This window comes from Enterococcus sp. AMC1086, assembly GCF_058216575.1.
The window spans coordinates 2,581,155-2,594,074 of record NZ_CM177100.1 but is presented as its reverse complement, the minus strand read 5'-3'; the positions used below and the strand labels follow the sequence as shown (position 1 = coordinate 2,594,074).

The following is a 12,920-nucleotide window of genomic DNA, read 5'->3' as shown; positions in this document are numbered from 1 at the left end:
AAAAGAAAGGATGATTTATCTATGAACGCAAATGTGTATCAACATTTTCGAAAAGATGAGCATCCTTTTATTGATTCTGTTGGTGACTGGTTAGAACAAGTTGAAAGTCAGTACGCTCCATACTTATCGGACTTTTTAGATCCTAGACAGGCGTACATTTTAGAGACGTTGATTCGTCAAAATAGTGAACTTGAATTTCAATTTTATGGTGGGTATGAACAAGCCGAACGAAGACGCTGTCTGATTTTTCCTGATTACTATGAACCAAAACAAGAAGATTTTGAAATAGAGTTACTAGAAATCGTTTATCCTGTAAAATTTTCTACGTTATCTCACGGTAAGGTATTGGGTACCTTAGTCAATACGGGGATCAAGAGAGAATATTTTGGCGATATTATTTCAGATAACGATCGGTGGCAAGTATTTGTTGCAAAAGAGATAGCGAGCTTTGTTTTGAATCAGGTAGAAAAAATCGGGAAAGTCTCAGTAAGACTAGAAAAAAGAAAATATACAGAGATGATTCTTCCAAAAGATGACTGGACACACGAACGAACTACAATAAGTTCGTTACGTCTGGATAATTTGATCTCTAGCGTATATAATATATCTAGACAAAGATCAAAACAGTTAATCGAATCTGGAAAAGTCAAAGTGAATTGGACGGAGAATACAAGACCAGATTTTCTAGTAGATTTGTTGGATATTGTATCTATTAGAGGTTTTGGCCGAATCCAAATTCAGGAGTTAGAGGGGAAGACGAAAAAGGACAAGTTTCGTTTGTTACTGGGAGTACTACGAAAATAATCCAAAGAGGTGAAGGAATATGGCATTAACTCCATTAGATATTCAAAATAAGAACTTCTCTACAAAAATGAGAGGGTACAACCAAGACGATGTCGATGATTTCTTAGATCAAGTAACGAAAGACTATGAAGATTCTCTTCAAAAAACACGTGAACTTGAAAAATCATTAAAACATGCTGAAGAAAAATTACAATATTTTAATGAACTAAAAGATGCGTTGAATCAGTCAATTATTGTAGCACAAGATACGGCAGATAAAGTAAAAACTAGTGCGAATAAAGAATCAGAAGTAATCGTTACTTCTGCAGAAAATACAGCGAACGAGATGATTTCCTCTGCTGAAAAACGTTCAAGTAATCTTATAACATCTGCAGAAGAAAAAGCAAAAGAAATTCTAACAGATGCGACAGATCGTGCACGTCAATTAGCTGCAGAAACAGATGATCTTAAGAAGAAAACCCGCGTTTTCCATCAACGTTTAAGCTTGATGCTAGAAGCGCAATTAGAGCAAGTAAAGAGTGAAGAATGGAATGAATTACTAAAACCATTCTCAAGTTATGTAAGTGATTCACATACAGTGATCAAAGAAGTATTAGCACAAGAACTTGATAAAAGTGATGAAGTTGATACAGAGCCAGTTGCGGCAGTTGAGGAATCAACTCTTGAGCAAGCTGCAATCGATCCAAAAGCAATGCTTGATTTATTAAATAAAGATCCTAAATAATTTTGTAAACAAATAGAACAGAAAAGTCAATTACCATTCTTTTAGCGAGTCAATGATAGTGAAAGTTTGACAGACCCTGGTATTGAAAAGATCCTCTATTTTACTCAAGTTTGAACGTAGTAAAACTTGACGAGTGATTTCGTTATCAATTAACAGAGGAAATAATTGAGTGAATCAATTATTTTAAATTTGGGTGGTAACGCGAGTACTTTCGTCCCTTGGGATGAAGGTACTTTTTGTTTTGTTGTGAATCACTACGATTGGCTTGGCCTAAGTAGTTGATGAACAGGACTAGTACTTCACAATAATTAATTTATCCACAATCAATAGTTCATAATCAATAGCAACAAAAGAAAGCGAGGAAATAATAATGAAAATGAAAGAAACATTACAGTTGGGAAAAACAGCTTTTCCAATGCGTGGGAATTTACCAAATCGTGAGGTAGAATGGCAAAAGGATTGGGAAGAGCAAAAAATCTATGAAAAACGTCAAGAATTAAACGAAGGAAAACCAACTTTTGTTCTTCATGATGGACCACCATATGCGAATGGAAATATCCATTTGGGTCATTCATTAAACAAAATCAGTAAAGATATCATTATCCGTTCAAAATCCATGTCAGGATTCCGTTCACCTTATGTTCCAGGCTGGGATACACATGGCTTGCCTATCGAGCAAGTACTGACAAATAAAGGGATCAAAAGAAAAGAAATGACTTTAGCTGAATATCGTGAAAAATGTGAAGAATATGCACGTTCACAAGTTGATACACAACGTGCGGATTTCAAACGTTTAGGTGTTGCTGGAGATTGGGAAAATCCATATGTTACGCTAGATCCGACTTATGAAGCAGCTGAAATTCGTGTGTTTGGAAAAATGGCTGAAAAAGGCTATATTTATAAAGGCTTAAAACCAATTTACTGGTCTCCATCAAGTGAGTCTTCATTGGCGGAAGCTGAAATTGAATATAAAGATGTTAAATCTGCGTCTATTTATGTAGCATTTAAAGTAGTTGATGGCAAAGGAATTTTAGATACGGATACATCATTTGTAATCTGGACGACAACTCCTTGGACACTTCCTGCAAACTTGGGCATTTCTGTAAATCCTACTTACCAATATGTTGTTGTCAAAGCTTATGGTAAAAAATACGTTGTTGCTAAAGACCTTTTAGACACAGTTAAAGAAGCGATCGGCTGGGATGAAGTTGAAGTTCTTGAGACGATTTCTGGTAAAGACATGGAATACATGACAGCCCAACATCCATTTTACGATCGTACATCTTTAGTTATGTTAGGAGATCATGTAACATTAGATGCTGGTACTGGGCTTGTTCATACAGCTCCAGGACATGGTGAAGATGACTATATCGTAGGTAAAAAATATAATTTAGATGTTCTTTCACCTGTGGATAATCGTGGTGTATTTACGGATGAAGCGCCTGGCTTTGAAGGTGTCTTCTATGATAAAGCGAACCCAATGATCACTGCTCTATTGGATGAAAAAGATGCGTTATTAAAATTGGACTTCTTTACACATAGTTATCCACATGATTGGCGTACAAAGAAACCGGTCATTTTTCGTGCAACACCACAGTGGTTTGCATCAATCGATGATTTCCGCCAAAATATCTTAGATGAAGTTGAAAAAGTTGATTGGATTCTTCCTTGGGGAAAAACACGCCTTTACAATATGATTCGTGACCGTGGTGATTGGGTTATTTCTCGTCAACGCGCTTGGGGTGTACCATTACCTATTTTCTATGCTGAAAATGGTGAAGCAATCATTACACCAGAAACAATTGAACATGTCGCAAATTTATTTGCTGAACATGGATCAAACATCTGGTTCAAACGTGAGGCAAAAGAGTTATTACCAGAAGGATTTACACATCCAGGCTCTCCTAATGGTGCGTTTACAAAAGAAAATGACATTATGGATGTTTGGTTTGATTCTGGTTCATCTCATGAAGCTGTTTTACGTGAGCGCCCAGAACTGACTTTCCCAGCTGATATGTATCTAGAAGGCTCTGATCAGTACCGAGGCTGGTTTAATTCAAGTATTACGACAAGTGTAGCCATCAATGGTGTGGCGCCTTATAAAGCAGTTTTATCTCAAGGATTTACATTGGATGGTGAAGGCCGTAAAATGAGTAAATCATTGGGGAACACAATTTTACCGGATAAAGTGATCAAACAAATGGGTGCAGATATTTTACGTTTGTGGGTAAGTAGTGTGGATTATGAAGCAGATGTACGTGTTTCAATGGATATCTTAAATCAAGTTTCTGAAGTTTACCGTAAAATCCGCAATACGATGCGTTTCTTATTAGCAAATACAAGTGATTTTGAGCCTAAAGAACACACAGTTGCTTATGAAGAGTTGCGTTCTGTAGATAAATATATGGTCGTTCGCTTAAATCAAGTGATTCAAGAAATTCGTGAAAAGGGTTATGAGAAATACAATTTCATGCAAATTTATCGCTCAGTGATGAATTTCTTAACCGTTGATTTATCCTCATTCTATCTAGATTTTGCTAAAGATGTTGTTTACATTGAGGCAGAAAATGACTATCAACGACGTTGCATGCAAACTGTGTTCTACCAAATTGCCGTTGCATTAACAAAACTATTGACTCCAATCATTCCGCATACATCTGAAGAAATCTGGAGCTTCTTAAAAGAAGATGAGGACTATGTCCAATTATCTGAATTTCCAGGTTATGAAGAATTTGCTAATCAACAAGAGTTATTAGACACTTGGGCAGCGTTTATGGACTTTAGAGATAATGTGTTAAAAGCTCTAGAGGAAGCGCGTAATTCTAAATTGATCGGGAAGTCATTGGAAGCCAAAGTAACGGTTTATCCTAATGAACAAATTCATGCATTGCTAAAAGCTGTGGATGCTGATATCGCACAATTATTGATTGTTTCAGACTTTGAGATAGCAGCTTTAACAGCTGTCGTTCCTGAAAATGTTGAAAAATTTGATGATATGTCTATCCTTGTAGAAAAAGCAGCCGGCGAAACATGTGACCGTTGTCGTGCAGTCCGCACGGATGTTGGTAAAGATGAAAAATTACCACACTTATGTGGACGTTGTGCCAAAATTGTTGAAGAAAATTATCCTGATGCAGTGGCTGAGGGGTTCGAAGAATAGTAAAGATAAAAGGTCTCTGGAAAAATTCCGGAGACCTTTTTATACGTATGAATAAAAATACTGTTAAAGTTTTCCACGTTCCCGATACCAAATATCTGGCTGCCAATCCCATGTGAAATTATCTTGTGCGAGTAATTCAAAGGCAGCATCAGGACCCATAGAGCCGGCTGCATAATTAGGAAAGTCAACAGATGTCTTATCCCAAGCGTGGCGAATGATATCAACAATACGCCATGATTGAGCTACTTCATCCCAATGCGAGAAGTTTGTACCATCACCATTCAAACTATCTAATAATAGTTTTTCATAGGCTTCGGGGCTATTTCCTGTTGTTTCTGCGCTATGGCGATAGTCTAATTTTACAGGCGTTGTTGTAAAGCCTTGCCCGATTTCTTTACCGTTTAATGTCATAGAAAAACCTTCTGTTGGTTGGATGTAAATGGTTAGGACATTTGGCGGCAAATCTGTTTTTTCACCACATTTATCGATATCATCTTTAAAGACATTGACTGGTACTTGTTTGAAGACGATATTGATACGTGTTCCTTTTTCTGTTAAACGTTTGCCAGTACGAATGTAAAATGGGACACCTGACCAGCGGAAATTATCGATTAAGAATTTACCAGCAACAAAAGTTTCGGTTTGAGAGAGTTCATCGACATTAGGTTCTTCACGGTAACCAATAAATTCTTGATCATCTAGTTTCCCTGCACCATATTGCCCGCGCACGAAATTTTCCAATGCTTCTTTTTCTGAATAAAGACGGATAGCTTGTAAAGCTTTAACTTTTTCTGCACGAATTTCAGCTTCTGAAAAAGCAACAGGTGGCTCCATCGCTAATAATGCCACAACTTGTAAGATGTGATTTTGGACCATGTCTTTTAATGCACCGCTATGTTCATAATAACCACCACGGTCTTCAACACCAAGGCTTTCAGCAAATGTGATCTGAACATTATCGATGTAACGATTATTCCATTGTGATTCGAAAATGTTATTCGCAAAGCGAATGGCAGAAATATTTTGAATCATTTCTTTTCCTAAGTAGTGATCGATTCTAAAAATATCTTTTTCAGGAAAAACGGCACGAATTTCTTCATTTAATTGATAGGCTGATTTATAATCTGAGCCAAATGGTTTCTCGATGACTAAGCGATCAAAACCTGTGTCTGTTAATATCTCCTGTGATTTTAAGTGTTGTACGATCGTACCGAAAAATTGTGGCGCCATGGCTAAGTAATAAATATGGTTACCACCTAATTCGTATTTATCGTTTAAAGTATCGGATAATTTTTTTAGGGTATCGTAATGCTCAGAGTCATTGACATTATGAGACTGATAATAGAAGTGACTTGAAAATGCTTCAGCTTCTTCAGCTGTTGGATTTAAATCTTGGATCGTCTCACGGACGATCTCACGATAGTGATCGTCAGACCATTCTCTTCTTGCCGTACCGATCACCGCAAAGTGTTCAGCCAAGTTTCCCTTGCGATATAAACGGAACAAAGAAGGATAAAGTTTTCTTTTTGCTAAATCACCAGTGCCGCCAAATATAGTAAATAGAGCGATCTTTTCGTTCATTTCATTTCCCCGCTTTCTTAGTGGAGGCTGGAACAAAATATTTGTACCTGCCTTTTCATTTCTTATAAGATATCAACAAAAATCGTACTTGCTGCTTTATAGCTGATTGCTAACTTTTTGTTTTCACTACTGATACTGATTGGTCCTTCATAAGCGGCAATTTCATCAATAGTGTATTCTTCATGGATTTGCAGATCGATCGAGACTAGATAATCTAGTAATTCTTTTTCATCTAGTACACGAGCAATACGAATCTTAGTTCCAACAGGATAGTCAGTTAAGGTTTGGCGTTTTTCTTCATGTACAGGTTGATCATCATCAGGTATAACACCCCCGTGAGGGCAAAAGTTGGGTTTATTTAAATAGTCAGACAATCGATTTGCTAATGTTTGAGAGGTAACGTGTTCTAAAACTTCAGCTTCATCATGGACTTCATTCCACGAGTAGTTTAAATGTTCAACTAAAAATACTTCCCATAATCGATGTTTGCGAATGAGTGTACTTGCTTTTTTTAACCCTACTTCTGTTAGCTGAACGCCTTGATAAGGTGAATGTTCAACCAGTTTTTCTTTTACCAACTTTGAAATCATCTCGCTGACAGATGCAGCGGAGACATCTAAGCCAGAAACGATTTGTTTATTGTTGATTTTATTTTCATCGCCACCTAATTCAAAAATCAGTTTTAGGTAGTCTTCACGATTCGGGGTCATATAGTTCATCCTTTCAAAGAAGCCATCAAGATAAGTTTATCAGAAAATTGTTTTTTTGACCATTTAATAATTTGTTAATCTTAAAAAAAATGGCTGTTTTATTTTCTGAACCTGAATTAGGCAAACAAACGTACAATTGATAACGTTTTCTGGGAAGTACGACTTTAAAAACGTATGATAAAATCAGGAAATCTATGTTAGTCTAAAATAAATTGTTAAAATAAAATTAGAATTTCTAAATCGCTAAAAAAGGCTTTTTAGCTTAAATACAACAAAATAACTATTGCTTATTTTTTAAATAATCTTTAAACTAATAAGTAAGAAAAAATAAAGGGGTTTTAGAATGAAAGTACCAGGAATATGGAAAGGTTTTGGTTGTTTTTTAATTGTTGTGCCACTGATGGGACTATTTAATTTACTGAAATTGAGTGTGAAATTTGGTTTTGACGATATTTATGCTATTTTAGGTATATTTATGTGGTTCAGTTTACTTAGTGTACTCTTTTCTATCAGTGTCGGTGTATTATTGATTAGAGGAAGTATTTGGGGGTATCATTTAAGTAAAGTTTTACTGGCGATCACAGTCATTAATGGGATTTTTCTGATATTCGATTTTGATCCAGCAACTTTTTATCCGCTACTCCTTAGATTCATCCTTCTCTACAAATTGATTTATTCAAAGACAACCAATTTATATTTGTCAGAGTTAAGATATAATGCGAACAAAATAATGTTATAAATCTATCAAAAGCATGCTGTGACGCTAGACGTCTTAGTATGCTTTTTATTTAAGTTCAGAAGAAGACTTTTGATAGTACTTTGCATTATAATAAAAGTATCATTTTCAAGGAGCGAACAAGACGTGAAACAAACCCACTATATTTTATCAATAGATCAAGGAACAACGAGTTCAAGAGCGATTATTTTTAATCATGAAGGGCAAGAAATTGCTAAAGCGCAAAAAGAATTTACCCAATATTTCCCAAATCCCGGCTGGGTGGAACACGATGCGAATGAGATTTGGAGTTCTGTCCAATCTGTTATCGCAGATGTACTGATCGAGTCAAAACTAAAGCCAATTCAAATCAAAGCAATTGGGATTACAAATCAGCGTGAAACAACGGTTGTTTGGGATAAATATACAGGCGAACCAATTCATCGTGCCATCGTTTGGCAATCAAAGCAAACAAATGAAATAGCCAATGAACTGAAGGAAAAAGGTTATCAAGATTTTATTCAAAAACGAACGGGACTGATCATCGATTCTTATTTTTCTGCAACTAAGGTCAAATGGCTGCTGGAACATGTTGCGGGTGCTAAAGAAAAAGCCCAAACGGGGCAATTATTGTTCGGTACGATCGATACCTGGTTGTTATGGAAATTAACTGGGGGCAAAGTTCATAAGACAGACTACACCAATGCCAGTCGGACGATGTTGTTTAATATCCATTCATTGGATTGGGATCAGGAAATTTTAGATGTTTTGGCTATTCCTCGAATAATGTTGCCAGAAGTTTGCTCAAATGCAGAGATATACGGATTTACTGAAGACTATCATTTTTACGGAGAGAATATTCCGATTGCCGCAATGGCAGGTGATCAGCAAGCTGCGCTTTTTGGTCAGGCTGCTTTTGAAAAAGGAATGGTCAAAAATACGTATGGTACAGGCGCATTCATTGTAATGAACACAGGAGAACAAGCTATTTTGTCTGAGAACGGGTTATTGACAACAATTGGTTATGGCATAGATGGTAAAGTCAATTATGCTTTAGAAGGCAGTATTTTTGTTGCAGGATCAGCTGTTCAGTGGTTGCGAGATGGGTTAAAACTAATCGAAAACGCAGAAGAGTCAGAAGGTCTAGCAAACCAAGTCGTCGATTCGGATGGTGTTTATGTAGTACCAGCATTTACTGGTCTTGGAGCGCCGTATTGGGATCAAGATGCTAGGGGCACAGTCTTTGGTTTAACAAGAGGAACAACAAAGGAACATCTGATTCGCGCGACACTAGAATCGATTGCCTATCAAACTGCAGATGTGATCAAAACGATGGAAAATGATTCTAAAATTGATATCAAATTATTAAGAGCAGATGGTGGCGCGTCAAAGAATGATCTGTTGATGCAATTTCAAGCGGATATCATCAATAAACCAGTTGAAGCAGCAGACTTTTCTGAAACAACAGCTTTGGGTGTAGCCTATTTAGCTGGTTTAGCCGTTGGTTTTTGGAAAGACTTGTCTGAGATAAAAGCATTTATACATCATGGAAAGCACTTTGAGCCTCAAATCAGCGATGAAAAGAGACATGCATTATATAGCGGCTGGAAAAGAGCAGTATACGCCACGATGGCTTTTAAAAATACAGACTGACTCTCAATAAGTGAAGTACGGAGGAAGAGAATGGACTATCGACCCAAAGTTTGGCAAGACTGTGAAACTAATTACCAAGAATTCGCTCCTGATTTACGTTTGCGTTCATATATACAATCTTTTTGGTATAGTTACGTAGCACCCTCAGCTGCACCCAGCAGAATTATTCCAGATTTATGCTCAGATGTAATCATTCAATTAAGTCCTGAATTAGCTATTTTGAGAATTGATATTTGCGGTCCGAGTACACGGTTTTTTTATTCTTATTCAAAACAGCCGACGATTTATTTTGGGATCCGATATTATTTGGGTGGTATGTATCCTTTTTTTGATCAATCATTTAAAGGGTTGAAGGATCAGTCGTTTGACTTAACGTTACTAGAAAAAAGAATGGCCTTTGATTTGATGGATAAACTTTCTGGGAAACATTCTCTCAGTGCATTTATTGAGAGTGCAAATAACTATTTTTTAGAACGTTTGAATCGTTTATCTTCTAAAAAAGTTTCAGTACCCATTCAAACGTTTATTGAAAATCATCATCATGTGGCTACATATGCCGAATACACAAGTAACAATTCTTTATCTGAGCGAAGTTTACAACGACTATTTAGAGAAGAAACGGGTCTTTCTCCCTATGAAGCATTCGATGTCCTACGCTTTCAAAAAATATATTGGGAACTGATCAGTCAGCCAACGGTCAATCATCTGGATTTAGCCTTAAAATATGGATTTTTTGACCAAGCTCATTATACTCGGAAATTAAAAAAAATGACGGGATTAACACCTCAAGCAATTCGTCGGCATGTCGGAATTTTACAAGACAAGAATTGAACAGCTCAGTATAATAGAGAAAAAGAATGGAGGGCATCACGATGAAATTGGATATGATCGGAATCATTGTTGAGTCGATGGACCAAGCAATTTTGTTTTACGAACGTTTAGGATTTAAAGCTGCAGGAGAAAAAAATACTGCGTATGTAGAGCTAAATAATGAAGGAATACGCATTTCATTAAATACTAAAAAAATGATTGAAGGAATTTATGGCTATCTACCAAAAAGTGACGGTGATAAAATTGAATTGGCTTTTCTATGTGATTCTCCTGAAGAAATCGATCAAGTATGTGAAAAAATGGAAGGCTTTGGCTATGAGATTTTTCGAGAACCGTGGCACGCATTTTGGGGGCAGTATTATGCAATCATCAAAGATCCAGATGGGAATTTGTTGAGTTTATTTTGTAATGAGCAGAAAGGATAAAGGAATGAACGATAAAGTCCAGTATTTAAAAAATGAAGCAAAAAAATGGCCAGGAGCAACAGTTGAATATCGGGAAGATTGGGATTGCGATTATTTTGGGGTCGAAAAGAAATGTTTTTGTATGCTTGGAACAAATAAAACGGGTGATTTGGTGATGACAGTCAAAGGGGATCCAGAGGAAAATGAATTATTACGCGAGCAATATTCGGACGTAGTTCCAGGTTATTATGCAAATAAAACACATTGGAATTCTTTCTTATTAAAAAATTCATCATTTACAGAAGAACAGTTAGCTGTTTTCTTAAAAAGATCGTATGAACTAGTATTAAAGAAATTACCGAAAAAAATACAAATGAAGTATAGTTGATTAGCCTCAAGGAATCCGAATAAACGGTGGGAACAGAAGCAACTCTTTCGGAAATAAACGCTTCTGTCCCAACTTCATTTTTCTCGAATTAACCTTGGTGTAGATAAAAATTAAGCAAGGTAATGATCCACAAATGTGCTGGATAGAATACATAAAATAAATATTTAAAGAATGGATTAGCACTTCCTCGTTTACCATTATATAAATGGATAAAAGGAAGTACCGTAATAAATAGAAAATCAGGGTTACCCTCAAGTTGCAATTTAATCGCTTCGAAAGAATAGTTAGATAATCCAAGAATAGGCATTACAAGCAAAAAAATAGCAAAAATCAGATAGGAAATGTCTCGCTTTTTAGCTTTGTCTCTGAAAAAATAACTCAACAACATAAATGGAATAACAACAAATCCTCCTTCAGTAGGTATCAAACCTAGTAAAACGCCTAATGTCAAAATGATAGCTAGAATAATTGTTGAAATTTTAAAGAGAGGCTTTTTCACATTTTTTGAAAAATCAATCAGCAATAAAATAGTCACACCAACAGCAAGCGTTAGAAAAATATTGTTGTATGAAAAATACATCGGATCTTTGATGATCAGTGTGTTGAGCAATGTATTACCGATAAACATGATTGCGGCCCAACCGTAAAGACGAAGCAGATAGTTTTTTCGATTTTTTGTATAATGGACCCCTTCAACTGCCATAAAAGCAAAGAATACAGCAACACAGCGTGTTAGCATGTGAATTGGTACCCTAAATTGTGGTGGTAATAATGGAACAAGATGATCAAGTAGCATCAAGCCCATCATCATTAATTTTAATAGATTTCCGTTCATTTCATTCTCCTAGTAAGTGTTATTTTTGTCACTTTTTACAGTATAAAAAAAATAACGCTTTTTGGCGTGGGATTCAACGAACAAATGCCTTACAAAAGTGAGAGTAAGTGGTAAGGTGATTAGTTAATCGAGATATTCACTTTTGCTACGATAAAAATCAAAAACCGATTTTGCGTAAATATATGGAATGAATTCATTTTGAGCTAGCAGGTTAAAATATTCTTCTTCAGTTACCCATCTCATTTCGCTGACTTCTTCTTTTTGTAAATGCAATTCTTCCAGTTTTATATCTTTTGAAACAACATAAATCTCATCCCAACCTTCTTCAAATGAGACAGTCAAACGACTAGGTATATCGCTTAAATCGATGAGTATCCCAGTCTCTTCTTGCAGTTCACGTTCAGCCGCTTGGTATAATTCTTCTCCTTGTATAACAGCACCACTAGCAGTATAATCCCACCAGTTTGCCCATGATTTTTTGGTAGATTGTCGTTTTTGTATCAGCAATTCATCAGAACGATTAAAGATGAGTACTGTGACGACAAAGCGATAGTGATTATTAGAAAATGGACTGTCACGCAGCTGTTTTTTTCCAGTTCTCTTTTTTGTTGAAGTATAAATATCCATATATTCCATCTAAATTTACCCCCTTTAATGTAATAGTTGACATGAAAAAAAATGGAAATGACAGAAGTTGGATTGTAACATATTTTATATCATCTTATCAATTGGATTTAAATTTGCACCTATTCTCTTTAGTGCGAAGTCAAAATCTAACAATACGTCAGCCACGAGTGTTTCTAAGAGAAAAGTATTAAGTAATCAGATAGATGTATCAAATTTCCTATGAAAACTATTGACTAAATGTCTATTTCATGATAAGTTATTTAGAAATATATGAGAATTAAATGAAAGAACGATGATCAGAATAGTAAATGAACTGATTTATTTTAGAGAGTTTCCGGTAGCTGCAAGGAAATAATGAGTCGTCATTGAACACGCCTGTAAGTTGTTTTTCTGAAATAAGATATTTAGTGTAACGAAGTTTATGTTCGTATTCTAAATAGTAGTAGGAAAAATCGGAGAGCCCGTTATCACTCCTTAGTTTATCTAAC

12 protein-coding genes and 1 other annotated feature (1 of these 13 only partly in view) are annotated in these 12,920 nt (G+C 35.9%); of the genes, 8 read left to right on the top strand and 4 right to left on the bottom strand.

Translation table 11 applies throughout. The annotated features are described in order from the left end of the window. Window positions 1-21: 21 nt before the first annotated feature. From AC4BC4_RS12185 to ileS, 3 genes are all read left to right on the top strand, one after another. Window positions 22-804, top strand: a complete 783-nt coding sequence (locus AC4BC4_RS12185; protein WP_438757060.1) for a YlmH family RNA-binding protein — start codon at window positions 22-24, stop codon at window positions 802-804. A 19-nt stretch (window positions 805-823) separates the two neighbouring features. Beyond that, complete coding sequence (locus AC4BC4_RS12180) at window positions 824-1,528, top strand: DivIVA domain-containing protein (protein WP_438757059.1); 705 nt, start codon at window positions 824-826, stop codon at window positions 1,526-1,528. Window positions 1,529-1,898: 370 nt separating this feature from the next. Beyond that, window positions 1,899-4,688: an isoleucine--tRNA ligase gene (gene ileS / locus AC4BC4_RS12175; RefSeq protein WP_490475863.1), complete on the top strand. Its 2,790-nt coding sequence runs from the start codon at window positions 1,899-1,901 to the stop codon at window positions 4,686-4,688. Window positions 4,689-4,751: 63 nt separating this feature from the next. On the opposite strand, the gene zwf is transcribed toward ileS, so the two are convergent. Both zwf and efaR read right to left on the bottom strand, forming a co-directional pair. Further along, on the bottom strand, window positions 4,752-6,269 hold the full coding sequence (gene zwf / locus AC4BC4_RS12170; protein WP_490475862.1) for a glucose-6-phosphate dehydrogenase: 1,518 nt from the start codon (window positions 6,267-6,269) through the stop codon (window positions 4,752-4,754). A gap of 62 nt (window positions 6,270-6,331) precedes the next feature. Beyond that, window positions 6,332-6,979 carry a transcriptional regulator EfaR gene (efaR, locus tag AC4BC4_RS12165; protein ID WP_438757056.1) on the bottom strand — a complete coding sequence of 216 codons (648 nt, stop codon included), beginning with the start codon at window positions 6,977-6,979 and terminating at the stop codon, window positions 6,332-6,334. A 343-nt stretch (window positions 6,980-7,322) separates the two neighbouring features. Here efaR and AC4BC4_RS12160 point away from each other — a divergent pair, with 343 nt between their 5' ends. The 5 genes from AC4BC4_RS12160 (at window position 7,323) to AC4BC4_RS12140 (ending at window position 10,970) form a co-directional block, all read left to right on the top strand. Beyond that, window positions 7,323-7,718, top strand: coding sequence for a hypothetical protein (locus tag AC4BC4_RS12160; RefSeq protein ID WP_490475861.1), 396 nt, complete (start codon window positions 7,323-7,325; stop codon window positions 7,716-7,718). A gap of 123 nt (window positions 7,719-7,841) precedes the next feature. Beyond that, window positions 7,842-9,347: a glycerol kinase GlpK gene (gene glpK, locus AC4BC4_RS12155; RefSeq protein WP_490475860.1), complete on the top strand. Its 1,506-nt coding sequence runs from the start codon at window positions 7,842-7,844 to the stop codon at window positions 9,345-9,347. A gap of 30 nt (window positions 9,348-9,377) precedes the next feature. Further along, entirely contained in the window at window positions 9,378-10,178 is an 801-nt protein-coding gene (locus AC4BC4_RS12150; protein WP_490475859.1) for an AraC family transcriptional regulator, read from the top strand. A 41-nt stretch (window positions 10,179-10,219) separates the two neighbouring features. Continuing rightward, window positions 10,220-10,603, top strand: coding sequence for a VOC family protein (locus AC4BC4_RS12145; protein WP_490475858.1), 384 nt, complete (start codon window positions 10,220-10,222; stop codon window positions 10,601-10,603). Further along, window positions 10,587-10,970: an MmcQ/YjbR family DNA-binding protein gene (locus tag AC4BC4_RS12140; RefSeq protein WP_490475857.1), complete on the top strand. Its 384-nt coding sequence runs from the start codon at window positions 10,587-10,589 to the stop codon at window positions 10,968-10,970. Before AC4BC4_RS12145 ends, AC4BC4_RS12140 begins: the two co-directional genes overlap by 17 nt. Before the next feature lie 88 nt (window positions 10,971-11,058). Here AC4BC4_RS12140 and AC4BC4_RS12135 read toward each other — a convergent pair whose 3' ends face one another. Together AC4BC4_RS12135 and AC4BC4_RS12130 are read right to left on the bottom strand one after the other, a co-directional pair. After that, window positions 11,059-11,805 carry a TraX family protein gene (locus tag AC4BC4_RS12135; RefSeq protein WP_490475856.1) on the bottom strand — a complete coding sequence of 249 codons (747 nt, stop codon included), beginning with the start codon at window positions 11,803-11,805 and terminating at the stop codon, window positions 11,059-11,061. A gap of 123 nt (window positions 11,806-11,928) precedes the next feature. After that, window positions 11,929-12,441, bottom strand: a complete 513-nt coding sequence (locus AC4BC4_RS12130) for an NUDIX hydrolase (protein WP_490475855.1) — start codon at window positions 12,439-12,441, stop codon at window positions 11,929-11,931. 274 nt (window positions 12,442-12,715) lie between these two features. Continuing rightward, window positions 12,716-12,920: a binding site (T-box leader), on the top strand; it runs 73 nt beyond the window's last position.

Bases quoted from the DNA above. Each gene is read 5' to 3' on its own strand.
- AC4BC4_RS12185 (WP_438757060.1), top strand. From the start codon at position 22: ATGAACGCAAATGTGTATCAACATTTTCGAAAAGATGAGCATCCTTTT.
- AC4BC4_RS12180 (WP_438757059.1), top strand. From the start codon at position 824: ATGGCATTAACTCCATTAGATATTCAAAATAAGAACTTCTCTACAAAA.
- ileS (WP_490475863.1), top strand. From the start codon at position 1,899: ATGAAAATGAAAGAAACATTACAGTTGGGAAAAACAGCTTTTCCAATG.
- zwf (WP_490475862.1), bottom strand. From the start codon at position 6,269: ATGAACGAAAAGATCGCTCTATTTACTATATTTGGCGGCACTGGTGAT.
- efaR (WP_438757056.1), bottom strand. From the start codon at position 6,979: ATGACCCCGAATCGTGAAGACTACCTAAAACTGATTTTTGAATTAGGT.
- AC4BC4_RS12160 (WP_490475861.1), top strand. From the start codon at position 7,323: ATGAAAGTACCAGGAATATGGAAAGGTTTTGGTTGTTTTTTAATTGTT.
- AC4BC4_RS12150 (WP_490475859.1), top strand. From the start codon at position 9,378: ATGGACTATCGACCCAAAGTTTGGCAAGACTGTGAAACTAATTACCAA.
- AC4BC4_RS12145 (WP_490475858.1), top strand. From the start codon at position 10,220: ATGAAATTGGATATGATCGGAATCATTGTTGAGTCGATGGACCAAGCA.
- AC4BC4_RS12140 (WP_490475857.1), top strand. From the start codon at position 10,587: ATGAGCAGAAAGGATAAAGGAATGAACGATAAAGTCCAGTATTTAAAA.
- AC4BC4_RS12135 (WP_490475856.1), bottom strand. From the start codon at position 11,805: ATGAACGGAAATCTATTAAAATTAATGATGATGGGCTTGATGCTACTT.
- AC4BC4_RS12130 (WP_490475855.1), bottom strand. From the start codon at position 12,441: ATGGAATATATGGATATTTATACTTCAACAAAAAAGAGAACTGGAAAA.